This is a genomic window from Methylococcus sp. ANG (genome assembly GCF_040730495.1).
Taxonomy (GTDB): Bacteria; Pseudomonadota; Gammaproteobacteria; order Methylococcales; family Methylococcaceae; genus Methylococcus.
Map to the genome: position 1 here is coordinate 1868728 of NZ_CP160399.1, position 24086 is coordinate 1892813.

Below are 24086 nucleotides of genomic sequence, written 5' to 3' on the forward strand. Positions count from 1 at the left end.
AGAGCGGCGGAGCTGACTCGAAGAGCGGCGGAGCCGAATTTGGCGGATGCGCTGCCGCTTATCCGCCCTACGATCCTCCATTTTCTTTTTCAAGACAGACTCTAAAAATCCCGCTGCCATGTGCGAAGCCACAAGCATGAAAGGCATCGACATCGTCATCGTCAACTGGAATTCCGGAACCCAGCTCCGCGAATGCCTGCGGTCGATCGAGAATCTCGGGAACGAAGCCGCCCCTGTCACGGTCACCGTCGTCGACAACGCATCCTCCGACGGCTCGGCGGACGGCTTGCCATCGCCGTCCTATGCCTTGCGCGTGATCCGCAACCCGGCCAACCTCGGCTTCGGCCGGGCCAGCAATCTCGGTGCGCGCGAAGGAAGCGCCGGCTATCTGCTGTTCCTGAACCCGGACACACGCCTCCATCCCGGTGCCCTGAGCCTCCCTCTGGGGTTCATGGAGTCGGAAGCGGGAAAGAATGTGGGCATTTGCGGCGTCCAGTGCCTGGACGAGACCGGCCGCATCGCCCGCTGCTGCGCCCGCTTTCCCACCGCCTGGCGGCTCATCGGCCAGGCGCTCGGGCTGGACCGCCTGTTTCCGGGCTGGATACGTCCGCATTTCCTCGGCGAGTGGCCCCACGACACCGACCGTGACGTCGACCAGGTGATCGGCGCTTTCTTTTTCGTGCGGCGCGCCGTGTTCGAGCAACTCGGCGGTTTCGACGAACGCTTCTTCGTCTATTACGAAGACCTGGACTTCGCCTTGCGCGCCCGCCGCGCCGGATGGGGCAGCCGCTATCTGGCGGGGGCCAGGATATTCCACCGGGGCGGCGGCGTGTCCCGCCAGATCAGCGCGCGCCGCCTCTACTACCTCACGAACAGCAAACTGCTGTACGTCCGGAAGCACTTTGCCGGGATCGAAGCCTTTCTGGCCTCCGGCGCCATCTTGCTGCTGGAACCGCTGGCGCGCTCGGCCTACGCCTTGGGGCGAGGCAGGCTGGGCGAGTTTGCCGACACCTGGAAGGCGTTCGGCTGGCTTTATGCCTCGCTCTGCCGGCTTGGGGGAAACCGCCGATGAGGATTCTCGCCCTCACCCGCTACGATACGCTGGGCGCCAGCAGCCGCGTGCGTTTCTATCAGTACCTGCCCTATCTGGCCGAAGGCGGAATCGAGGTCGAAACTTCCCCCTTCCTGTCCAACGCCTACCTGGTGGCCTTGTACGAACATCGCGGACGCCTCCTTAGCCACATCGCCGCGGCCTATTTCCGGCGCCTGTCGGCGCTCTGCAAGGCCCGGCGCTTCGACCTGCTGTGGATCGAAAAGGAACTGTTCCCCTGGCTGCCGGCGCTGGCGGAAACCTTCCTGAAACGGCTGGGCGTCCCGTACGTGGCCGATTACGACGACGCCGTTTTCCACAACTACGACCGGCACCGGAACCCGCTGTTCCGGGCCCTGCTGGGCCGCAAGATCGACGAGGTGATGCGCAATGCCGGGATCGTGGTCGCCGGCAACCCCTATCTCGCGGAGCGGGCGCGGCAGGCGGGCGCGACACGGGTGGAAATCGTTCCCAGCGTCATCGATCTCAACCGCTATCCCGAGCCGAAATTCAGCCGGCCCCGGTCCACGTCCGAACCGGTCCGGATCGGCTGGATCGGCACACCCTCGACGGCGCCGTTTCTCCGCCCCGTGCGGACCCCGTTGCAGCGGGTGGTCGACGCGCAGGATCTGCGCCTGGTCCTCATCGGCGCGGGCGATACGGATACCGGGGTGTCCGGGGCCGAGCGCCTCGCCTGGTCCGAGGAGCGAGAATACGAATTGCTGGAGACGCTGGACGTCGGCATCATGCCCCTGGCCGATCTCCCCTGGGAGCGCGGAAAGTGCGGCTACAAGCTGATCCAATACATGGCCTGCGGCAAGCCCGTCATCGCCTCGCCCGTGGGAGTGAACGCCGAGATCGTCGAACACGGTGTCAACGGATTTCTCGCCTCCAGCGACGGCGAATGGACGGAGGCCATCACGATACTGGTCAACGATGCCGCGTTGCGCGAGCGCATGGGCAGGGCCGCCCGCGAAAAGATCGTGCGTGCCTATTCCCTGCAGAGCCAGTTCCCCAGGCTGCGGGAGATACTGGCATCCGCCTGCCCGCCCCCGAGCCGCTGACGCAGAGGGAACCGTTCATGAACCTGGACCACGGCGTATTCACCGTCTCCCTCGACTTCGAGCTGTACTGGGGAGTCAGGGACAAATTCCGTATCGACCAGTACCGGGACAATCTGGCCGGCGTCGAAACCGCCGTCCGGGAAATGCTCAAGGTATTCGCAGCCCATGGGATTCATGCCACTTGGGCAACGGTGGGCTTTTTGTTCTTCGAAAACCTCGGCCAGCTCAAGCGGAATCTGCCCGCCCCCCTCCCGAAATATCACCGGAAGGAGCTATGCCCTTACCGATATCTGGAAGGCGCCGACATGCTGGACCCCCGCTATCACTTCGCCCCGGAACTGATAGCGCGTATCGCCGCCCACGATGGCCAGGAAATCGCCACCCATACCTTCTCGCACTATTATTGTCTGGAGGACGGCCAATCGGTGAGCGACTTCAAGGCCGATATCGCATGGGCGAAGGCCGTAGCGCAGAGCAAAGGGATGTCCGTCGAGAGCCTGGTGTTTCCCAGAAACCAGTGGAATCCGGACTATCTTGCCACCCTGAACGAATTGGGGATCAAATCCTATCGCGGCAATGAATCGGGCTGGATTCACCGGGCCACCGGCGATTGCGGCCAAAACCGGCTGAGGCGGGGGCTCAGACTCCTCGACGCCTATTTCAACGTTTCCGGACACCACACCTATGCGATGGAAGCGGCCGTCGCCACTCGGCCCTATAATTTCCCAGCGAGCCGGTTCCTGCGTCCTTTTTCCAAAATGCTCTCATGCCTGGACGGACTGCGCCTCAAACGCATCACCAAAGCGATGGACGATGCCGCGGTCCACAAGCGCATATTCCACCTCTGGTGGCATCCGCACAATTTCGGGACGAACACGGCGCAGAACCTGGCGTTCCTCGAACGCATCGCCCGCCATTACGGCCGTCTGCGCGAGCATCATGGAATGCGCTCGCTGAACATGGGAGAGCTGTGCACGCTAGCGGAATCCGCCAATGCCTGAAGCGAAAACGAGAATCGTATTTCTGTGCACCGACAGCCGCTACTCCCGCATCATGTATCACGGCCTGGCGACCCATGCAGACGTTGCCGCCATCATCGTCGAAAAGCCCGTTTCATTGACCCGCCTCGTACGGCGGAGAATGGAAAAACTGGGGCTGACGGCGACATTGGGCCAGTTGCTTTTCATCGTCTGCAATAAGCTTCTGGCGAGGTTTTCCGCCAAGAGAATCCGCGAGCTCGTCTCGGCTTACGGCCTCGACGACGCGCCGCTGCCCGAAAACCTGACGATCCTGGTCGATACCGTCAACTCGCCCCGGACGATCGTATTGCTCCGCGAATTGGCCCCCGACGCCGTCGTCGTCAACGGCACGCGAATCATTTCGAGGGAGGTTCTCGACGCGATCGAGACGCCCTTCCTCAACACGCACATGGGCATCACCCCGCGTTACCGGGGCGTGCACGGCGGCTATTGGGCGATTGCGAACGACGACCGCGAAAACTGCGGCGTGACGGTGCACCTGGTGGATGCCGGTATCGACACCGGCGGCGTCCTCTATCAAGACGCCATAGCAGTCGACGAGCGGGACGATTTCAACACCTATCCCATACACCAGATCGCCAAGGCCATCCCCCTGATGAAATCGGCGCTGGAAGACGTGCGTACACACGACTTACGGACCGTGCCTGGCGTTTTACCTTCACGCCTGTGGCATCATCCGACGCTGTTCGAATATCTCAGGAACCGGATATTGCTGGCGGCAAAGTAGCATCGGATACACTCACTGGCCTGCCATCTTTTTCATCTCTCCCGAGATGACTTCGCCCAGGACCCGATACCCTTTCGTACTGACATGAGTATCATCCGGCAGATAGAAATCGACTTCTTTTTCCGCGTTCTCGCGGAACGGCGCCAATACATCGACGGCGGCCACTCCCGCATCACGCAGCCTCCGGATGATGGGAGTATACCGGTCCGCATCCGGTCTCCCAACGATGAAGCGGGAGTAAACACTCGACTTGTTCGGCACCATCACGAACAGAAACCGCCCTCCCGCCGCCTCGATACGGCGTTGGATGGCTAATATGGAGAAGACGGCTTTGCCGATCTGTTCATCGCTCCAACTGCTTTCCGCATCGTCTTCGTGATAATAAAGAATGCGGTCCGAACGACGATTGGAAAAAAGCCGGGTCGAAGACAGCGGTGCGTTGATTGCCACGCCAGGGAACGTGGCATCACTACCTCGTATCGTTTCCAAAACGGCGTTCTTCAGCACTTTGAGCAGGTACACGACATCGGTGGGGATTTCTCCTCCCGTTCGCCTGGAGGTTGGAATCTCGCCATGAGTAAAAGCCTCGAACGGCTTCACCACCGATTTGTCTCGAGACTTCGATTTGCGGCAGGCTCCGATATTCCCGAAGCGGCTGGGGAAAAAGCGTTCCAGGCTTTCCACGATAACCGTTTTGCCATCCAGAACGCCGTTCGACTCGAGCATTTCCAGCCACTGCTCGATGCAGACGAATTGCTCATAGTTGTGCGATGCGACGTTCAAACCCCGCTCCCGCCCGACCAAGGTCTGCCAGATGTTGGCTAACGAGAACGAATCGCCCAGCACCAGGATTCCGGCAGCTTTAATGTCCGGAAAGTTGCCATCGATGGGCATTTCCGGCAGAGGCTCCCTCCAGCCGAATTCACGCTCCGTCCATCCGCCGACGCGCGTCAGGTCGCCGCTCAGTGGCTCGGCATAGAATCCGGCACCGAAGATGAGGAGCAGCCCCGCCGCCGTTGCGCCGAAAAAGCACAGCAAATAGCGTTTATCGTATGACATTGACGATCAGAATTGGTAATACAAGAAGGCGCTGATTTTGCTGATGCTGGACAACGCCACGGCCGCCATGCAACCGGAAGTGAGCGCGAGCCAGAACATGAAACGCGGATGGGATAGAACACGATGGTCTTTTCTGCACTCGGGCAGTACCAGAGTCTGGCTATTGGGAAACCCCCATATCAGCAGAAAGCCTGTAAGCGCCAGGAAAGTGATTTTCACGCCCCCCAGCAGATTCAGCGCCGCATTGCCTTCGAACCACCCCGTGAATACGAGCGCGTTTGCGGTATTCACACCATGGCTCCGCAATATCTCCCCGACACCCTCCAGTTTTTGCGACAGTGCCAGTCCGGATAAACCCACGCAGCCCTTGGCTATGAGAAGACCGGAAGCCAGGGAATCCGCGCGGAACATTACCCATGCGATGACCACACAGAAAAACGTGACCAAAACCCCTGCCGTCCTCGCCGCCCCGGCCGGCTCGCCCGGCGGAAATCCGAACCTTCGGCGCAACGCGTGCCAGGCATGATTCACGACCAGGAACAAGCCATGTAATCCGCCCCAGGCGACGAAAGTCCAATTGGCGCCGTGCCACAGTCCGCCCAGCAGCATCGTGATCATCAGGTTGACGTGGCGTCTCGCCGGTCCCAGGCGGTTACCCCCCAGCGGAATATACAAATAATCCCGCAGAAAGGCCGACAAGGTCATGTGCCAGCGCCGCCAGAATTCGATGACATTCCAGGCTTTGTAGGGCGAATTGAAGTTCACCGGGAGCTGGACGCCGAACATCCGCGACAGACCGACCGCCATGTCGGAATATCCTGAAAAATCGAAATACAGTTGGAACGTGTAGGCCAAAGCCCCGGTCCAGGCCATGATGAACTTCGGCTCGAAGCCGTCCTTTGCCGCGGCGAACACGGGATCCGCGTACTCCCCGAAGGAATCGGCCAGCAAAACTTTCTTGGCCAGACCGATCGTGAACAGGGTCAGCCCTATCCCCATGCTCGAATATTGCGGCCGGTAGATGGAAGCCGAGGCGAACTGGGGCATCATCTGTTTGTGATGCAATACCGGTCCCGCGATGAGATGCGGAAAATAGGTCACGAACAGCACATAATGAATGAAATCGTACTCTTTGGCGATGCCGCGAAAAACATCGACGAGATAAGCAATCTGCGTGAATGTAAAGAAGGAAATCCCCAGGGGCAGGACGATCTTTGCCAGCTCGATATTCAAGCCGAGAACATCGTTGATACTGTCGACAAAAAAATTGGCGTACTTGAACAAGCCGAGCAGCGCCAGGTCCGCAACGATACCTCCGGCCAGCAGATGCCTCGCCGACCTGGCATCGCGCGCGTGCCCGATGGCGTAGCCCACGGCGTAATTGAGCACGATCGACGCGAGCAGGAGCGGAACGAATTTGACGTTCCACCAGCCATAAAAGAATACCGATGCCGCGGCGAGCCACAAAGCGGCCAGCTTACGGCTGTGTCTTGCGATAAGAAAAAAACCGCCCCAGACGAGGGGCAGATACCCAAGAATGAATCCGTAGGAATTGAACAGCATGAAATCATTGCCGATAAGTGGTTTGGCCAGCGCAACGGCCCGAATCGGTTTCTGTGCTGGCGGGGCAAGGAGGATGGATTCTAGCGATACCCGGCTGACGGGCGCAAATCCACCGGCAGAGCGGGCACATTCGGACGTATCCGTTCGGCCCCCCAACTTTTTTGCTGGGAACGCGGGCATCCTGTCGGCTTTTTCAGGGGGCGGGGCGCCCGCGCTCCCAGGGGACTGAACGGTTACCATCCGGACTTGCGTCCCACAACTTGGGTCTTGCCGTGTAGAATCGCGGGCCGGACTTCATCCGCCGTGCCGGCCCCCTTCAAACCGATCTTCAAAAATTCTACGAAAGCGAGTTCCCATGCCCCAGCCGCACCTCCTGTTCGTCGTTACCGAGGACTGGTTCTTCTGCCTCCATCGGCTGTCGCTGGCGGTCGCGGCCAAACGGGCCGGCTTCGAGGTGAGCGTCGCTACCCGCGTCGCCGAGCACGGGCAGGTCATCGAATCCGCCGGACTGCGTCTGATTCCGCTGCGGTTGTCGCGGCGCGGCAGGAATCCTCTGACCGAAGCCCGGCTGGTCGCCGACCTGGCGAGGCTGTACCGCCGCGAACGCCCGGACATCGTCCACCACGTCGCCATGAAGCCGGTGATCTACGGCTCGCTCGCCGCCCGCCTGACGGGCCGGCGCGCCGTGGTCAATGCGCTGACCGGCCTCGGCTTCCTGTTCACTTCGGACCGTCTGAGCGCGAGGCTCCTGCGGCCGCTGGTAGAGACCGCCTTCCGGGGCCTGCTGAATGCACCGATCTGCCGGACCATCGTGGAAAATCCCGATGACCTGCGCCAGCTCACCGACGAAGGCGTGGTCGAACCCGGACGTATCCGGCTGATCCGCGGCTCGGGCGTGGACTTGGCGAAATTCTCGCCGAGCCCGGAGCCGGAAGGCCCGCCGCTCGTGGTGCTGCCGGCCCGGATGCTGTGGGACAAGGGCATCGGCGAATTCGTGGAAGCCGCCCGACGGTTGCGCGCGGAAGGGGTCCAGGCCCGTTTCGCCCTGGTGGGTCAGCGCGACGCCGAAAACCCTTCGGCCATAGCCGAGGCGCAGTTGCGGGAGTGGGAACGTTCGGGCGTGGTCGAGTATTGGGGCTTCCGGAGCGACATGCCGCAAGTGCTCGCGCAGTGCCACATCGTCTGCCTGCCGTCCTACCGGGAGGGGCTGCCGGTGTCCCTGCTCGAAGCCGCCGCCTGCACCCGGGCCATCGTCACGACCGACGTGCCGGGCTGCCGCGAGGCGGTCCGCCATGAGGAGAACGGGCTGCTGGTTCCGCGCGGCGATCCGGCGGCTCTCGCCGCCGCCCTGAGCCGCCTGATCGCCGATCCGGCACTGCGCCGGGCGATGGGCGCACGCGGCAGGACCCGGGCAGAAGAAGAATTTTCACTGGACGGCGTCGTGGCCCAGACGCTGTCCCTGTACCGCGAGATGCTGGCCCGATGAAAATTCTGGTCACCGGCGCCAACGGCTTCGTCGGCCGCCACCTCGTCACGGCGCTCGTCGAACGCGGGCATCGAGTCACCGCCGCCGTCAGGCGTGACGACGCTGCGCTGCCGGCGGAAATCGCCGAAATCCGGGTCGTCGGCGACATCGGGCCGGACACCGATTGGACCGGCGCGCTCGACGGCATCGACGCGGTGGTCCATCTCGCCGCCAGAGTCCATGTGATGCGCGAGACCGCCCCCGCCCCCTTGAGCCGATTCCGCCAAGTCAACGTGCTCGGCACGAAATGCCTCGCCCGGGCCGCGGCGCGCACCGGCGTCAGGCATCTCGTCTACCTCAGCTCCGTCAAGGTCCACGGCGAAACCAGCCCGGAAGGCACCCCCTTCACCGAAGCCATGACACCGGCGCCGGAAGACGCTTATGGATTGTCGAAATGGGAGGCCGAACAGGCGCTCGCCGGGATCGCGGCCGAAACCGGGTTGGGCGTGACCGTATTCCGGCCGCCGCTGGTTTACGGCCCCGGCGTCCGGGCCAATTTCGCGCGGCTGGTCGAAGCCGTGCGGCGGGGGGTCCCGCTGCCCTTCGGCGCGGTGCAGAACCGCCGCAGCCTGGTCTACGTCGGCAACCTGGCCGACGCCATCGCCACCAGCCTGTCGAGGGCCGAGGCCATCGGCCAGACCTTCCTGGTCAGCGACGGCACGGCCCTCTCCACGGCGGAACTGGTCCGGAGCATCGCACAAGCCCTGCAACGCACGCCCAGACTGCCGGCCATTCCGCCGGCGCTGCTGCGGCTCGCCGGCGCCTTGACGGGGAAGCGCGCCGAAATCGGCCGTCTGCTGGGCGATCTCGCCGTCGACGACTCCCTTCTGCGCAGCCGCCTCGGCTGGCACCCGCGCTACGGCCTGGAGGAAGGGCTCGCGGCGACGGTTCCGGAAACGGCCGGACGCTCCCGCCGAATGCATCGGATATAATCGCAAAATTCCGGGGCGACCCGGCCATCCCTCTCATCTCGCACGGAGTCCACCATGGCTACCATCCAGCTTCAAGTTACGGGCATGAAATGCGGCGGCTGCGAAAACACCGTCACCAAGACCGTCACCGCGCTCGACGGCGTCACCTCGGTCACGGCCTCGCACAAGGAAAACCGTGTCGATGTCGAATACGATCCGGCGCGGATCGATCCGGAAGCCATCCGCAAAGCGATTGCCGGCCAGGGGTACACGGTCGCCTGAGCCGTTCCGGCGCGACGGCGAAACATGCGCCGGGAATATTGATTTTCAAGGCGGGATGCCTTCCAATAGCCGGCCACCGCCTGCCACATGGTGGTGCATTCGTCGGACATCCATCCCGAGTGTCCGATCCGCATCGGCCGCCCGTGCATCAGGGCGGCGTTGAATCAGGGCAGGACCCCGCACCCTAAGTACAGAATTCGAAAGGTGATGGAATGAAAACGCCGGTGCACGTCGCGGTCACGGGAGCCGCGGGGCAAATCGCATATTCCCTGCTGTTCCGGATCGCCGCGGGCGATCTGTTCGGACCGCACCAGCCGGTGGTTCTCAAGCTGCTCGACGTTCCCTCGGCCGAGCGCGTGCTGGAGGGCGTGGGCATGGAGCTGGACGACTGCGCGCTGCCCCTCCTTCATGGGATCGGGGTGTCCAGCGATCCAAGCGAGGTCTTCGACGGTGCCGAGGCCGTCTTCATGCTCGGCGCCACGCCTCGCGGTCCCGGCATGGAAAGGCGGGACCTGCTGCAGGTGAATGCGGACATCTTTTCGGCCCAGGGGAGGGCGCTGAACGAATCGGCCAGCCGCAGAGTGCGGGTTCTGGTCGTGGGCAATCCGGCCAATACCAATGCCCTGATCGCCCAGCGCAATGCGCCGGACCTCGCTCCGGAATGTTTCTCCGCCATGACCCGGCTCGACCACAACCGCGCCACCGGCCTGCTGGCCCGGCATTGCGGCTGCAACGTCGCGGAAATCTCCCGGATCACCATATGGGGAAACCACTCGCCCAGCCAGTATCCCGACCTTCATCATGCCCTGGTCAAGGGCAAACCGGCGCTGGAACAGGTGGACCCGGTCTGGTATGTCGACGAATTCATCCCCACGGTGCAGCAGCGGGGCGCCTCGGTCATCGCGATCCGGGGGAAGTCCAGCGCGGCATCGGCGGCCAACGCGGCGCTGGACCACATGCGGAGCTGGTTTGTGGGGACGCCGAAGGACGACTGGGTCAGCATGACCGTCGCCAGCGACGGCAGCTACGGGATTGCCGAAGGCCTGATGTTCTCGTTCCCGGTCGCCGTCGAAAACGGCCATTTCCGGATCGTGCAGGACCTGCCGCTCAACGCCTTCAGCCGCGAACGGCTGCGCCTCACCGAAGCGGAGCTTCTGGACGAGCGCGCCATGGTGAGCCACCTCATCTGAAGCGTGCTCACGACGTCTCCGCCACCCGCGCCTCCAGCTCCTCCCAGCGCCGGTAACCTTCCTCCAGAGAGGCCTGCAGGGCTTCCAGCTCGTCCAGGGCCCGTTTGACTTCCCCGGCGTCGCGGCGATAGAAATCCGGGTCGTTCACCAGAACATTCAGTTCGGCCTGGCGGCTTTCCCAGGTTTCGATCGCCGCCGGGAGACCTTCCAGTTCCCGCTGCTCCTTGTAGCTGAGCCTGGCGCGTGAAGCCGCCGGCTTCGGCGCGAGCGGTTTGGCCGCAGCCGGCTGCGCTGCCGGGGTCCGCTCGACGGAGGCGGGCCGCTGGGCCAGCCAGTCGGAATAACCCCCGACGTATTCGGCGATGACGCCATCGCCTTCGAACACCCACACGCTGGTCACCACGTTGTCGACGAAAGCCCGGTCGTGGCTGACGAGGAGCACCGTGCCGTCGAATTCGCCCAGCAATTCCTCCAGCAGTTCCAGGGTCTCCAGGTCGAGGTCGTTGGTGGGCTCGTCCAGCACCAGCACGTTGCAGGGCTGGCTGAACAGGCGCGCCAGCAGCACCCGGTTCTTCTCCCCGCCGGACAGGCTGCGCACCGGCGTGCGGGCGCGTTCCGGGGAAAACAGGAAATTGCCGAGGTAGGACATGACGTGGATCTGCTGCCCGTTCAGGTTGATCCACTCCTTGCCGTCCCCCACCGCCTCGACGATGGTCTGATCGGGATCGAGCTGCGCGCGCAACTGGTCGAAATAGGCGACTTTGAGATGGGTGCCGGTCTTGAGTCGTCCGGAATCGGGCCGCAGTTCGCCGAGCAGCAGCCGCAGCAGGGTGGACTTGCCGGCACCGTTCGGCCCGATCAGGCCGACCCGGTCGCCGCGCAGCACCAGGGCGGAGAAATTCTTGACCACCGGCGCACCGCCGAAGGCGACGGACAGGTGTTCGGCCTCGAACACCAGCTTGCCGGTGCGCTCGGCCTGCTCCAGCTCCAGCTTGGCGACGCCCTGCCGCGACCTGCGCTCGGCGCGCTCGCTGCGCATCCGCTTCAGCGCCCGCACCCGCCCCTCGTTGCGGGTCCGCCTCGCCTTGATGCCCTGGCGGATCCAGGCTTCCTCGATCGCCAGCTTGCGGTCGAATTCGGCGTTGCGCTTCTCCTCTTCCTCCAGCGCCGCCGCCTTCTTCACCAGGTAGTCCCGGTAATCGCCGGGCCAGGAGGTCAGCTTGCCGCGGTCCAGGTCGACGATGCGGGTGGCGACCCGCTGCAGGAAGGCGCGGTCGTGGGTGATCAGCACGACGGCACCGGAGAACTGAAGCAGTTGCTGCTCCAGCCAGACGATGGTTTCGAGGTCGAGGTGGTTGGTGGGCTCGTCCAGCAGCAGCAGATCCGGCTCGATCACGAGGGCGCGGGCCAGCGCGACCCGGCGCTGCCAGCCGCCGGAAAGTCCCTCGACCGGTTTGTCGGCCGGCAGGTCGAGACGGTTCAGCACCAGCTCCACTCGCTGCTGCAGGCTCCAGCCATCGGCCGCCTCCAGCGCTTGCTGCAAGGCGCCGAGCCGGTCCAGACAGGAGGTGTCACCGTCCGCGATCCGCTCGGACAAGTGGTGGTATTCGCCGATCTGCCGGCCGATCTCGCCCAGTCCATCGGACACGGCATCGTAGATCGTCGCCGACGCCGGCAGCGCCGGCATCTGCTCGAGGAACCCGATGCGCAGGCTTGGCTGATGCCAGACCTCGCCGCTGTCGGGCATCATCTGCCCCGCCAGGACTTTCAGCAGGGTCGACTTGCCTTCGCCGTTGCGACCGATGATGCCGATCCGCTCGCCCGGATCGACCTGAAAGCTGGCGGATTCCAGCAAGGGCTTGACGCCGAAGGCGATACCGATTTCCGAGAGTCGAACGAGAGGCATGGGACGATTGCGCGGACGAGGAAAGACCCCATAGTATACCCGCCCGCCTCAACCCCAAGAGTTTTCCGCCCGATGCCCCTCCCCCGCCCCAGCGAAGACAACGAATTTCTCGCCGCCCACATCGCCGTGCTGCGCCGCAGCTTCCGCCACTTCACCGGCCGTGATCTGGTGCCCGCGCGCATGACCGATCCGGAGGCCGCCCGCCACCTCTTCCGGGCCCCGCTGGCGCTGCTTTCGCACGACACCGCGCCCGATCCCGTCTTCAACTACGCCAACGAGACGGCGATGGGGCTGTTCGGCATGAGCTGGGAGGTCATCACCGCCCTGCCTTCCCGCCTCTCGGCCGAGGCCGGCAACCAGGAAGCGAGGGAGGCGCTATTGGCAAAAGTGGAGACCCAGGGTTATGTCGACGGCTATTCCGGCGTCCGGATCAGCCGCCAGGGGCGCCGGTTCCGTATCCAAGACGCCGTGGTATGGAACCTGCTCGACGACCTCGGCGCCCCCGCCGGACAAGCGGCGGTGTTCGAGCACTGGCAGTGGCTTTGATGGGAAACAACGCAGGGTGGATGCGCTTCGCTTATCCACCTGTAGGCTCCTGGGAACGATCCGGCGCACTCAGGTAATGACGCTGGGCTGGGCCATTCCCGTGCGCTTTTTGACCTGGCACAGCTCCTCGGCGATCGCGATCAAGTCCGCCAGCGCCTCCTGGGTCGGCAGATCGTGCAGGTTCGGATCGCGCTCGTAGCGCTCCATGTAGACGCGCAGGGTCGCGCCCTCGGTGCCGGTGCCGGACAGGCGGAAGACGATCCGGGACGAGTTCTCGAACCCGATCCGGATGCCCTGGTGCTCGCTGACGCTGCCGTCGACCGGGTCGACGTAGCGGAAGTCGTCGGCCAGCGCCACCCGGTAGTCGCCGAAGCTCCGGCCGGGCAGCTCGGCCAGCAAATCCTGCAGACGCCCCATGATCCCCTCGGCCACGGGCACCTCGATGCCTTCATAGTCATGCCGCGAATAATAATCGCGCCCGAACCGGCGCCAGTGGTCGGCCACGATGGCGGCCACCGACTGCTTGCGCAGGGCGACCAGATTCAGCCAGAACAGCACGGCCCACAGGCCGTCCTTCTCCCGCACGTGGTCGGAACCGGTGCCGAAGCTCTCCTCGCCGCACAGCGTGATCCTGCGGGCATCGAGCAGGTTGCCGAAGAACTTCCAGCCGGTCGGCGTCTCGTAGCATTCGATCCCCATCGCCGCCGCCACCCGGTCGACCGCGCGGCCGGTGGGCATGGAGCGCGCCACGCCGCGCAATCCGTCCTTGTAGCCCGGCACCAGATGGGCGTTGGCGGCGAGGATCGCCAGGCTGTCGCTGGGGGTGACGAAACAATTAGCGCCCATGATCATGTTACGGTCGCCGTCGCCGTCGGAAGCCGCGCCCAGGGTCGGCGGCTGGCCGCTGTACATCACCGCCGCCAGCTCATGGGCGTGCACCAGGTTCGGATCGGGATGGCCGCCGCCGAAATCCTCCAGCGGCACGGCATTGACCACCGAACCCGGCGCCGCGCTCAGCGTTCCTTCCAGAATGCGCTTTGCATAGGGCCCGGTGATCGCATGCATCGCATCGAAGCACAGAGTCAACGCACCCGAACGGAAACCCGAGCGAATCAGCCCGAAATCGAACAGGTGCTCCATCAGCTCGGCATAATCGGCCACGGGATCGATGACCTCGATGTCCATTTCACCGATCCGGGAATGGCCCAGGGTGTCGATGTCCAGATCGGGGGTGGCGAGGGTGCGGTAGGCGTCGATGACCCGGCTGCGCTCGTACACCCGGTTGGTGAAGCTCTCCGGGGCGGGACCTCCGTTGGCGACGTTGAACTTGATACCGAAGTCCTCCTCCGGACCGCCGGGGTTGTGGCTGGCCGACAGCACGAAGCCGCCCAGCGCCTTGTGCTTGCGGATCACGCAGGAAGCCGCTGGCGTCGACAGCAGCCCGCCCTGCCCCACCAGCACCCGTCCCACGCCGTTGGCGGCGGCCATGCGCAGGATGACCTGGATCGCCTGGCGGTTGAAATAGCGGCCATCGCCCCCCACCACCAGGGTGGCGCCGGCCGCCGCTTCGACGGTGTCGAACACCGACTGGACGAAGTTTTCCAGATAGTTCTCCTGGAGAAAAACCTTCACTTTCTTGCGCAGACCCGAGGTGCCCGGCTTCTGGTCCGCGTAGGGCGTCGTATTGCGAATTTCCACTGACATCGTATTGTTTTAACCTTTAGTGTGTGCGGGAGTCTGATCGTTGTTATTGCCGGCCGCCAAAACGCTCTGCGGAAACTCGAAACGCATTTCGATTCCCGGGCTTTTTCGCTAGTATTTTACCGTTTGCTTCACTGAGGAGAACAGAAAAGGTGTTCAAGCGTTTTCATCCATCGATGCTTTTCCTGTTACTGTCATTGGCCGCGACCGCGGCGCAAGGCGGAAATTCGGACCCCTGGCTGCTGGTGGAGACCAAGCCCCACGTCCTGAAAGTGATGCAGGGCGACACGCCGCTGGAAGTGTTTACCAAGATCGCCATCGGACAGCACGGCGCCGGCGTCGAAAAGCGCCGCAACGACAACAAGACGCCGCTGGGCGAATACCGCATCGGCTGGATCAACGAAAACAGCAAGTTCCACCGCTTCTTCGGACTGACCTACCCGAATCCCGACATCGCCAAGCGCGGCTTCATCCGCGGCCTCATCGACGAACACTTGGTGCGCCACATCCTCCGCGCCCATCTGGTGGAAGCGACTCCGCCGCAGGATACGCCGCTGGGCGGGCAGATCGGCATACACGGTGTCGGCGCAGGCAACCGGGAGGTGCACGAGATGTTCGACTGGACCCACGGATGCGTCGCCCTGACCAATGAACAGATCGACCAGCTTACCCCCTGGGTCAGGAAAGGAACCCTGGTAGTCATCCGCTGACACGATCGAAAGACCTCGCAGAAACTCAAAAAACACTGGAAAGGCTTGCGATTTCGCGGCAAACTACGCCGCGGGATCACTCCCTCCGGAATGGATACTTGTGTACTAAATTTCGTTCACCGCAAAAGAAGGAAAGCGACATGATGAAAGCAACCAAGTTCGCAGTGGTTCTGATGGCCGCCGGTCTGACCGTCGGGTGCGCTTCGAAGTCTGACATCACCAACCTGCAGACCCAGATCGACGGTCTGAAGGCTGAGCAGGCTTCCATCAAGAGCACGGCTGACGAGGCTCTTTCCGCTGCTCAGGCAGCTGAATCCAAGGCCGGTGCCGCAGAAGCCGCTGCTCGCCGTGCTGCAGCCGCAGCTGAAGAAACCAACAGCAAGCTGGACCGCATGTTCAAGAAGTCGATGATGAAATAATCATCGATGTCCTGAAGACATACGCTCGAATAAAACCCCGGCGGTATCCGCTGCCGGGGTTTTATTATGCCCGCCGGAAATGCGGGCGGATGAGTCAAACTGGTACCTGCTTTTTACGGACTCAACTGTCGGCTCAAGCCGACATAGTCGTCCAGCGACAATTCCTCGGCACGCGCACCGGGATCGATTCCGGCACGGGCCATCGCGGTTTCATCCAGTAATCCTTTGAGTGCGTTCCGCAGCGTCTTCCGGCGCTGGCCGAATGCCGCCGCGACCACCGCGGACACCCGCTTCACCCGGTCGGCGTCGGGCGGCCCGGCGTGCGGCACCAGCCGCACCACCGCCGATACCACCTTGGGCCGCGGGTAGAAGCACTCCGGCCCCACATCGAACAAATGCTGCGCCTCGCAATAGAGTGCGGCCATGACGCTCAGCCGCCCGTAGTTTCCGTCGCCGGGCCCCGCGCAGAGGCGATCCACCACCTCTTTCTGCAGCATGAAGTGCATGTCCTCGATCGCATCGAGCTGATCGAACAAACGGAACATCAGCGGGGTGGAGATGTTGTAGGGCAGATTGCCCACGACCCGGAGCCTTGCATCCCGGGCGATGGTCCGAAGGTCGAACTTCAGGGCATCGCCTTCGTGAATCCGCAGCCGCTCGGCACCGGCAAACCGCTGTTTCAGCGCCGCGACCAGATCGCGGTCCAGTTCGATCACGTCCAGATACGCCCCGGACTGCAGCAGCTCGCGGGTCAAAACCCCTTCGCCGGGGCCGATTTCCACCAGCCGGTCCGATGGACCGGGGCCGATGGCGGCGACGATCTCGCGGATGACGCCGGGATCGCGCAGGAAGTTCTGGCCGAAACGCTTGCGCGGAACGTGCATCATGCCCGCACCGTCGACCGGACTTCGGCCATCTCCGCCGCGACCCGGACGGCCTCTTCCAGGCTGCCGGTGTCGATCCGGCCGGTGCCGGCCAGGTCCAACGCCGTGCCGTGGTCCACCGAGGTGCGGATGATGGGGAGCCCCAGGGTGATGTTCACCGCCCGGCCGAATCCCGCATATTTCAGCACTGGCAGACCTTGGTCGTGATACATGGCCAGCACCGCGTCGGCGCGCTCGAGATTCCGGGGGAGAAACAGGGTGTCGGCCGGCAGCGGGCCGGTCAGGTCCATCCCCTCCTGCCGCAGCCGCGCGAGCACCGGCTCGATCACGGTGATTTCCTCGCCTCCCAGATGCCCGCCCTCGCCCGCATGCGGATTGAGCCCGCAGACCAGGATACGCGGCCGGGGAAGACCGAAGCGGCGGACCAGATCGTCGTGGAGGACCCGCAGCGTCCGCGTCAGCCGCTCGACGGTGATGGCCCGGCTCACCTCGGCCAGAGGCAGATGAGTGGTGGCCAGCGCAACCCGTAAACCTTCGGTCGCCAGCATCATCACGGGCCAGCCGCCGGTGATCTCCGCAATGAATTCCGTGTGGCCGGTGAAGGCGATGCCGGCATCGTTGATGACGGATTTCTGCACCGGGGCCGTGACGAGGGCGTCGTAACGCCCTGCCAGACAGGCTCGCGCGCCTTCGGAGATGGTTTCGAGCACATAGGCGGCATTGGCCGGATCGAGCTTTCCGGGCGCGGTGCCCGGCCGCTGGCGGGTTGGCAGGACGTGCAGCACGCCTCGTTCATGCGGCGGTACGGCGCCGCCGGACACAACCGGGCGCAGTTCGAGTGGGACGCCGAGCAGGCGCGCCCGGCTTTCCAGCAGCCCGGGATCGCCCAGCACCGTGATGCTGCAGCGAGCCGGGCGACCGGCCAGCAGCACGCACAGGTCCGGGCCGATGCCGGCCGGCTCTCCGCTGGTCAGCAGCAGACGGGGAGGCATGGGAGACGCCGGCTCAGCGCATGAAGGTTTCGGGCGAATCTTCGTCGGACGGCGCATCGTCGCCCGGAGATGCCGGTGCCTCATCGAGGCGGATTTCCACGTAAGCCTCGTCGCGGATCTTCCGCAGCCAAAGTTCCGTTTCCTCGTCCACCTTGCGCTTGAACAGCTCCTCACGCGCCCGGTTTTTCAGCACTTCATTGGTGTCGCTCGATTCCTGCCGCTCCAGCACCTGGATCAGATGCCAGCCGAACTGGGTCTGGACCGGATCGCTGAGCTGGTTTTCGTCCAGCGCGTTCATCGCCTCCTCGAACGGCGGCACCAGGGCGCCCGGCTTGACCCAGCCCAGATCCCCGCCCTTGATCGCCGAACCCTTGTCGTCGGAATGGCCGCGCGCCAGCTCGGCGAAGTCGTCGCCGTTTTCGATCCGGGTCTTCAGGGCCAGCAGCTTGTTCCTGGCATCCTCGTCGGACTGCACTTCGTTCGGCTTGATCAGGATGTGCCGGACGTGGGTCTTGGTCAGCTTGGCCTCGCCCACGCCTCGCATCGCCATCATTTTTACGATGTGATAACCGCCGGGGCTGCGGATGGGATCGCTCACCTCGCCGTCCTTCATCCCGCCCACCACCTCGGCAATATGGCTGGGAATCTCGCTGAGCTTGCGCCAACCGAGATCACCGCCTTCCAGCGCCTGCGGATCGTCCGAGTAGCGAATCGACGCATCCTTGAAATCGAGACCGGCCTTCAATTCCTTCACGACCTTGTCGGCCCGCTCCCTGGCCTTCTTCACTTCGTCCGGCGCGGCCTCGCGCGGGGTGGCGATGAGAATGTGGCCCAGCCGGTATTCCCGGTCCGCGACCGCCCCGGAACCGCCCTGGACCTCCAGATAGTGCTCGACCTCCCGGTCGCTGATCTTGATCTGGTTGTTGACCTGGCTGGCGCGGAGCCGGCCCATGGCGATTTCGCCCCGCACCTGTTCCAGGAAATCGCCGTAGTCGAGCCCTTCCTGGGCGAGCGACCGTCGGAATTGATCGGGCGTGAGGTTGTTGCGCTGGGCGATCTGGCTCACGGCCATGCGCAAGGTGTCGTCGTCCACCTGGATGCCCATCTTTTCGGCCATCTGGAGCTGGATTTTGTCGACGACCATGCGCTCGAGCACCTGCCTGACCAGGATCGAATCGGGTGGCAACGAAGCGCGGCTGGCGCGAAGGCTGCGCTTGATCTCGTCGACCTTGCGGACCAGTTCGCTCTCCAGGATGACGCCATCGTCCACCACGGCCACGATGCGGTCGACGGCCGCATCCGCGGTCGCCCAGCAAGCCACGGCGAACAGGGCGAGGAAGGCCAGACGGACCAGCTTCTTGAAACTAGAAATCATCATTCGGCATCCGGTAACCCGTAAGGGATCGATACAGGAACCTGTCGACCTGATCGCCGAGCCGGGTCAGGCCTTTGAGTTCGAGCTGGACGAAAAAGGCGGTGTTGGACGTGCTGTCGTTAAAGTTATTCTGATTGACGCCGTTCAGGTATTCGCGCCCGATCACGGTGAAACGCCAGCAGCAGGTTTCATGCTCCAGACCGACGAAGCTCTCCAGCGTTCTGTTGTAGAGCAGCGAATACTGCCAGCGCCCGATGAAATGCCAGTCCTTGAAGAACGGAATGCGGAACGACACGTCGGTATTGTTCAGTGCGCTGGAGAGCTGGTCGGCCTGGTTGGGGATGGGTTGGCGGTAGCGGTAGCTCAGATTGAGCAGATTGTTCTGGCGGTCGTTGTACTGCAGCCCGGCGGCGCCGCGTTCGATGCGGCCGCTGTCCGGCGACACCTGCCCTTCCGCTCCGATCGACCAGTTTTCCGTCACCCTGGCGTCCACTTGGCTGACGACGTTGGCGAAACTCTGGTTGTAGGTATCGTAGGTCGTCTGGCCCTGGTCGGTGCCCAGGTCGATGCCCAGGGGATTGGTGCCGTAGGGGTTCACCAGGGTCACGGACGGATCGTTGATGAAGAACACCTTCCCCAGGCTGGCTTTGAACCGTTCCAAGCCGCTGTCGTGGTCGATGAAACGGGAAGTCAGGCCGACGGTCACCTGATTCATGTCCGCCAGACGGTCGGCACCCGCGAAACGGTTGGTGCGGAACAACTGGTAGTACGTGAAGTCGTAGTAGTTGCTGTCGAAGATCGGATAGTCGTTCTGGTTGATCTTCGGCACATAGGTATAGAACACGCGGGGTTCCAGCGTCTGCCGCAGCGAGGCGGATCCCAGCTCGAAATCCCGGTCGAAAACCAGGCCGCTGTCCACCGAAAAGATGGGAGCGACGCGATTCAGGCTGCTGTCGGTCCCCGCCGCCTGGTCCTGGAGCATATAGGTCGTGTTCTGCAAAGCCACGCTGGGAATGACGAAACTGCCGGGGGACTGGATGGGATAGGAAATCTGCGGCCGGACGTTCAGACGCTGGCCTTTGACGTTGCTGCCGCCATGGCCGAAGTTCACGACCTCCGCGTTGGTCTGGAAGCGGAACCCTGAATCGCCGATCTGCGCACCGTAATTCCCCCTGAGGCTCGGCAGGCGGTAATAAGGGGTCTGCTCCGGCGGAATCGACGGATCGACGTTCTGGTAATAGTCGGTCAGCAGCCTGACCGAACCGTTCGAATACATATAGTCCGCATACGCCTGGCTCTGGATGAAGGTGTTGGAGTTAAGGCCGAGGTTGTTGTTCACCTGATTGAGATAGAGAGGATCGGAAACGTAGTTCAGGTCGACCAGCGTGAACAGGTTTTCGGTCCACCGCCCCATGGCATCGAAGCCAGCCTGCCCCCGAGTCTGTTTCTCTTGAGTGTCCTCGGGCATGATCTCCCCCAGCAGGCGAATCCGCTGGTGTTCGGTCAGCCAGCGGAAATCGCCGCCAAACAAAGGCCCGCGGTTCGTCATCTCCCGTGCCGTCACCGTCAGATCATAATCGGGCGCCAGGTTGAAATAGTATGGAACGGTGAGGTTGTAGCCGTTGGTTCCCGACCAACCCGGCGTCGGCGACAGGAATCCGGATTGCCGCCGGTCGTCCACCGGGAAATCCATATAGGGAGTGTAGAACATCGGCACCCCCTTGAACTCCATCCAGGCATGGGTGGCTTCCCCTCGTCCGGTTTCCTTGTCGATCGCGACCTCGTCGGCATGCAGCATCCAGTCCGTATTCCCCGGCGGGCAGGTGGTGTAGGTGGCGGTTTCGTAGCGCGAACGGGTATCGCTGTCCATGTGCGCGACCCGGGCGACGCCGCGCGACGGCATGGTCTCGACGATGAACTGGCTATTACGCAGTACGCCCTTGTCGTCCTCCATCCGCAGGAACGCGGTGTCGCTCGAAAAGGCCAGGCCTTTTTCGCGGTAGAACACGCTGCCGCGGGCATTCACCGTGTCGGCTTCGGTGTTGAGGCTCAGGAAATCGCCCTTCACGTGCTGATCGTAACGCGTCACCTCGGCGCTGCCGGTGAAGGTCGCGACCTCCTGATCGTCCATTTCGCCGTAATCCCCGTGGACTTCCACCGGCGCCCGTTTGCGGGCGAGCCGGTCTTTCGAGGTGAGGAGGAAATCCTTGGCCGCATCGGACTCGCGCTTTCCGCGGGCGCAGGTTCCCGCCCACGGATTACCCGGCATCATGCCGAGCAGGCGGTCGAAGCGCTGTTCATCGTATTCCGTGATCGTCGTCGCCTGGGCCCAGTCCTCGGGGGGCTCGCCGGCGGCGCCGACCGGCCGCGCCACCCCTCGGGGGTCCGGCCCCACCAGGTTGCAGTCCCAGCTCCTGCTCTCCTTCTGCGGTCGGCAGGTCCAGCCGGTCGGCGCGCTCGGAGCATAGGCGGCGACGGGCTGGGGCAAGGCCGCCTCCTGCCGCACCGACACGGTTCCCGAGGGGACGAAGCGCGAGGCGGCCAGCGGCGTTTCCGGCCGGGGCGCCCTGGCGGGGGACGGCGCTTCCGGCTCGCCGGCCGCCACCTCGGGTACCGCCTTTTCCGTCTCCGCCGACTCGCCTTCCTCATCCTCCTCTGCGTCGGCGGGCCTGGCCGCCATCCCGGCTGGCGGTGCGGGCTCGGCGGGGCGAACCGGAGGCGGCACCGGCCTGGGCTCGGATTTGGCCACCGGCGCCATTTCGGCCGGCGGGGACGGAGGAGCCGTGGCGGGCGCGGCACGGCGCGACTCCGGCAAAGCCGCCTCCCTCGGCGCTATCGGCCGGGCAGGCGGGGCCTTCGGCCCGGGCTCTGCCGGCGTTTCCGCACCGCCGTCCTTTCTCTTGGCCACGCACTCCCACTGCTTGTCGTCGACACTGCGTTCGCAGTTCCAGTTGCCCACCGCGACAGCCGGTTGATGCCAGGTCGCGGCCAGCGCCATGAATACCGCGGTCCGCAGCGGGACGGAAGCATGGCCAGCAGCGGGCGAAGCATCCGCATTCGAAGAAGCCGGTCCAGGCCCGCGCACGATCAAACCGGCACCCCCGCGACGGAGCCGGACCAGAGAGCCTGAACGGCGAGGGAAAACCACCGGGTCATCGATGCGGAAATGGCATGGGGAAAGTGGTCCAGGAAATGCTTGTACCCAGCTCGATAGAACGGACAGCCATGCGACGCGCAAATCCTCTATCATTAAGAACCATGGAAAATCGGATCATTGTAACCCAAGGTTTGCACTTTTGATTAACTCCCCCGGCATCACCGCCGACAACCGCTTCGAAGCGCTTCTGCGCTGGCTTCCGGCCGTCCTGGGACGCGATCCCGACGACATCCGCCCGGTCTCCGGAGACGCCAGTTTTCGCCGTTATTTCCGGATCCGGACGGGCGACACCAGCCATATCGCGATGGACGCCCCGCCGGCCAAGGAAAAGCTGCGGCCCTTCGTTCATGCCGCCGGGCTGATGGAAAAAGCCGGGGTGCACGTTCCCCACATCTTCGCCGCCGACGAAGAGCGGGGCTTCCTGCTGATGTCCGATTTCGGCGACATGAGCTACCTGCAGCAACTGGCAACGGGAGACGCCGACGCCCTGTACGCCGATGCGCTGGAAACGCTGGCACGGATGCAACTCGGGATCGACGCCGCCGGCTGCGGCCTGCCCGCCTACGATGAAGCCCTGCTGCTGCGGGAACTGGAACTTTTCCGCGCATGGTTCCTCGAGGGACTGCTGGGACTGGAACTGAGCACGGCGGAGGAAGCGCTTTACCGGCGGCTCTCCCTGAATCTCGCCGAATCGGCCCTGCAGCAGCCTGCCGTCGTCGTCCATCGCGACTTCCATTCCCGCAATCTCATGGTCGCCGGCGAACGCAATCCCGGCGTGCTCGACTTCCAGGACGCCGTCGTGGGCCCCATCACCTACGATCTGGTCTCCCTGCTACGGGACTGCTACATCGCCTGGCCCGAGGCCCGCGTCAAGCGCTGGATGGACGATTACCGCCACCGCCTCGCCGACAGCGGACCGCGCGCCGCGGCCGACAGCGAAACCTTCCAGCGTTGGTTCGACTTCATGGGCCTGCAGCGCCATCTCAAGGCCGTCGGCATCTTCGCCCGGCTCCATCTGCGCGACGGCAAGGATGGCTACCTGCCGGACATTCCCCGGACCCTGCGCTACATCCTGGAGGTCACCGGCAGATATCCGGAATTGGCGGAATTCCGCCGTTTCCTCGACCTGCGCGTCCGTCCGGTCCTGAACGAGGCCGCCGCCGCGTGAAAGCCATGATCCTCGCGGCGGGCCGGGGCGAGCGCCTGCGTCCGCTGACCGACCATACTCCGAAGCCCCTTCTGCCCGCAGGCGGCCGCCCGCTGATCGAACACACATTGGAGGCGCTGGTGGGCGCCGGATTCGCGGACATTGTCATCAACCTCGCCCATCTCGGCCGGCAGATCCGCGAACGGCTGGGCGACGGCGGGCGCTTCGGCGCCCGCATCCGGTATTCCGACGAAGGCGACCACGCGCTCGAAACCGCCGGCGGCATCCGCCAGGCCCTGGACCTGCTCGGCCCGGAGCCGTTCGTCGTCGTCAACGGCGACATCGGCACGGACTACGATTTCTCCCGCCTGCGCCGCGAACCGGCCGGCGATGCCCATCTCGTGCTCGCGCCCAACCCTCCTCATCATCCGCAAGGCGACTTCCGCCTCGACGGCGGCAGGTTGACGCCGCCCGGCGACGGCGCCCAGACCTGCACATTCGCCGGGATCGGTCTGTACCGGGCTGAACTGTTCGCATCGCTCCCGCCGGGACGGGCGCCTCTGGCGCCGCTGCTCCGGCAGGCCATGGCCGCCGGCCGTGTCAGTGGCGAACTGCACTCGGGCTTCTGGCTGGACATCGGTACGGCGGAGCGGCTCGGGGCTTACGACCGCTGGCTCCGCGCCCGTGAACGGCGACCCACACAGCCCGTGGGGGCCGTTTGACATGCGCCGCCCCGGCCGGTAACGTTGGACATTTTTTCCGGATTCCGGCTCAGCTCGCGAATGCCGGTCCCGATTC

Annotated in this window: 21 protein-coding genes; 13 read left to right on the forward strand and 8 right to left on the reverse strand. The window is 64.0% G+C overall.

What is annotated here, in order from left to right:
* Positions 1-136: 136 nt before the first annotated feature.
* The 4 genes from ABZN20_RS08980 to ABZN20_RS08995 are packed head-to-tail and all read left to right on the forward strand — an operon-like array spanning position 137 to position 3921.
* Complete coding sequence (locus ABZN20_RS08980; RefSeq protein ID WP_367027406.1) at positions 137-1072, forward strand: glycosyltransferase family 2 protein; 936 nt, start codon at positions 137-139, stop codon at positions 1070-1072.
* Entirely contained in the window at positions 1069-2154 is a 1086-nt protein-coding gene (locus ABZN20_RS08985) for a glycosyltransferase family 4 protein (RefSeq protein ID WP_367027407.1), read from the forward strand. The genes ABZN20_RS08980 and ABZN20_RS08985 overlap by 4 nt, the downstream gene beginning before the upstream one ends.
* A gap of 17 nt (positions 2155-2171) precedes the next feature.
* On the forward strand, positions 2172-3155 hold the full coding sequence (locus ABZN20_RS08990) for a polysaccharide deacetylase family protein (protein WP_367027408.1): 984 nt from the start codon (positions 2172-2174) through the stop codon (positions 3153-3155).
* Positions 3148-3921 (forward strand): formyl transferase, encoded by a 774-nt coding sequence (locus tag ABZN20_RS08995; protein ID WP_218807561.1) that lies wholly within the window; start codon positions 3148-3150, stop codon positions 3919-3921. The genes ABZN20_RS08990 and ABZN20_RS08995 overlap by 8 nt, the downstream gene beginning before the upstream one ends.
* 12 nt (positions 3922-3933) lie before the next feature.
* Here ABZN20_RS08995 and ABZN20_RS09000 read toward each other — a convergent pair whose 3' ends face one another.
* Together ABZN20_RS09000 and ABZN20_RS09005 are read right to left on the reverse strand one after the other, a co-directional pair.
* On the reverse strand, positions 3934-4980 hold the full coding sequence (locus tag ABZN20_RS09000) for an alginate O-acetyltransferase AlgX-related protein (RefSeq protein WP_367027409.1): 1047 nt from the start codon (positions 4978-4980) through the stop codon (positions 3934-3936).
* Positions 4981-4986: 6 nt separating this feature from the next.
* Positions 4987-6543 carry an MBOAT family O-acyltransferase gene (locus ABZN20_RS09005; RefSeq protein WP_218807562.1) on the reverse strand — a complete coding sequence of 519 codons (1557 nt, stop codon included), beginning with the start codon at positions 6541-6543 and terminating at the stop codon, positions 4987-4989.
* Between the two features lie 355 nt (positions 6544-6898).
* On the opposite strand from ABZN20_RS09005, the gene ABZN20_RS09010 reads away from it, so the two are divergent.
* The 4 genes from ABZN20_RS09010 to ABZN20_RS09025 all read left to right on the forward strand — a co-directional run bounded on the left by ABZN20_RS09010 (position 6899) and on the right by ABZN20_RS09025 (position 10451).
* The gene (locus ABZN20_RS09010; RefSeq protein WP_218807563.1) at positions 6899-8029 is read left to right on the forward strand and encodes a glycosyltransferase family 4 protein; all 1131 of its coding nucleotides are present in this window, start codon (positions 6899-6901) and stop codon (positions 8027-8029) included.
* Positions 8026-9000, forward strand: coding sequence for a UDP-glucose 4-epimerase family protein (locus tag ABZN20_RS09015; RefSeq protein ID WP_367027410.1), 975 nt, complete (start codon positions 8026-8028; stop codon positions 8998-9000). Before ABZN20_RS09010 ends, ABZN20_RS09015 begins: the two co-directional genes overlap by 4 nt.
* Before the next feature lie 54 nt (positions 9001-9054).
* A complete protein-coding gene (locus tag ABZN20_RS09020) occupies positions 9055-9261 on the forward strand; it encodes a heavy-metal-associated domain-containing protein (protein ID WP_218807565.1) in 207 nt (68 codons plus the stop codon).
* Between the two features lie 212 nt (positions 9262-9473).
* Positions 9474-10451 (forward strand): malate dehydrogenase, encoded by a 978-nt coding sequence (locus tag ABZN20_RS09025; RefSeq protein WP_367027411.1) that lies wholly within the window; start codon positions 9474-9476, stop codon positions 10449-10451.
* A gap of 7 nt (positions 10452-10458) precedes the next feature.
* Here the strand turns inward: ABZN20_RS09025 and ABZN20_RS09030 are convergent, their stop codons facing one another.
* Positions 10459-12357, reverse strand: a complete 1899-nt coding sequence (locus ABZN20_RS09030; RefSeq protein ID WP_218807567.1) for an ATP-binding cassette domain-containing protein — start codon at positions 12355-12357, stop codon at positions 10459-10461.
* Positions 12358-12429: 72 nt separating this feature from the next.
* On the opposite strand from ABZN20_RS09030, the gene ABZN20_RS09035 reads away from it, so the two are divergent.
* On the forward strand, positions 12430-12903 hold the full coding sequence (locus ABZN20_RS09035) for an MEKHLA domain-containing protein (RefSeq protein ID WP_367027412.1): 474 nt from the start codon (positions 12430-12432) through the stop codon (positions 12901-12903).
* A gap of 69 nt (positions 12904-12972) precedes the next feature.
* On the opposite strand, the gene ABZN20_RS09040 is transcribed toward ABZN20_RS09035, so the two are convergent.
* Entirely contained in the window at positions 12973-14607 is a 1635-nt protein-coding gene (locus tag ABZN20_RS09040; protein WP_218807569.1) for an alpha-D-glucose phosphate-specific phosphoglucomutase, read from the reverse strand.
* A gap of 173 nt (positions 14608-14780) precedes the next feature.
* On the opposite strand from ABZN20_RS09040, the gene ABZN20_RS09045 reads away from it, so the two are divergent.
* Positions 14781-15314: a L,D-transpeptidase family protein gene (locus tag ABZN20_RS09045; RefSeq protein ID WP_367027413.1), complete on the forward strand. Its 534-nt coding sequence runs from the start codon at positions 14781-14783 to the stop codon at positions 15312-15314.
* 140 nt (positions 15315-15454) lie between these two features.
* Positions 15455-15733 (forward strand): Lpp/OprI family alanine-zipper lipoprotein, encoded by a 279-nt coding sequence (locus ABZN20_RS09050; protein WP_026045896.1) that lies wholly within the window; start codon positions 15455-15457, stop codon positions 15731-15733.
* A 113-nt stretch (positions 15734-15846) separates the two neighbouring features.
* Here the strand turns inward: ABZN20_RS09050 and rsmA are convergent, their stop codons facing one another.
* From rsmA to lptD, 4 genes are read right to left on the reverse strand one after another with little or no spacing between them, the layout of a single operon-like run.
* Entirely contained in the window at positions 15847-16620 is a 774-nt protein-coding gene (rsmA, locus tag ABZN20_RS09055; RefSeq protein ID WP_218807571.1) for a 16S rRNA (adenine(1518)-N(6)/adenine(1519)-N(6))-dimethyltransferase RsmA, read from the reverse strand.
* Entirely contained in the window at positions 16617-17609 is a 993-nt protein-coding gene (gene pdxA, locus ABZN20_RS09060) for a 4-hydroxythreonine-4-phosphate dehydrogenase PdxA (RefSeq protein WP_218807572.1), read from the reverse strand. The genes rsmA and pdxA overlap by 4 nt, the downstream gene beginning before the upstream one ends.
* A gap of 13 nt (positions 17610-17622) precedes the next feature.
* Positions 17623-18987 carry a peptidylprolyl isomerase gene (locus ABZN20_RS09065; RefSeq protein WP_218807573.1) on the reverse strand — a complete coding sequence of 455 codons (1365 nt, stop codon included), beginning with the start codon at positions 18985-18987 and terminating at the stop codon, positions 17623-17625.
* A complete protein-coding gene (gene lptD, locus ABZN20_RS09070) occupies positions 18974-21982 on the reverse strand; it encodes an LPS assembly protein LptD (RefSeq protein ID WP_367027414.1) in 3009 nt (1002 codons plus the stop codon). The genes ABZN20_RS09065 and lptD overlap by 14 nt, the downstream gene beginning before the upstream one ends.
* Positions 21983-22280: 298 nt before the next feature.
* Here lptD and ABZN20_RS09075 point away from each other — a divergent pair, with 298 nt between their 5' ends.
* Both ABZN20_RS09075 and murU read left to right on the forward strand, forming a co-directional pair.
* Positions 22281-23309 (forward strand): aminoglycoside phosphotransferase family protein, encoded by a 1029-nt coding sequence (locus tag ABZN20_RS09075; protein ID WP_367027415.1) that lies wholly within the window; start codon positions 22281-22283, stop codon positions 23307-23309.
* Complete coding sequence (murU, locus tag ABZN20_RS09080) at positions 23306-24010, forward strand: N-acetylmuramate alpha-1-phosphate uridylyltransferase MurU (protein ID WP_367027416.1); 705 nt, start codon at positions 23306-23308, stop codon at positions 24008-24010. Before ABZN20_RS09075 ends, murU begins: the two co-directional genes overlap by 4 nt.
* Positions 24011-24086 lie beyond the last annotated feature (76 nt).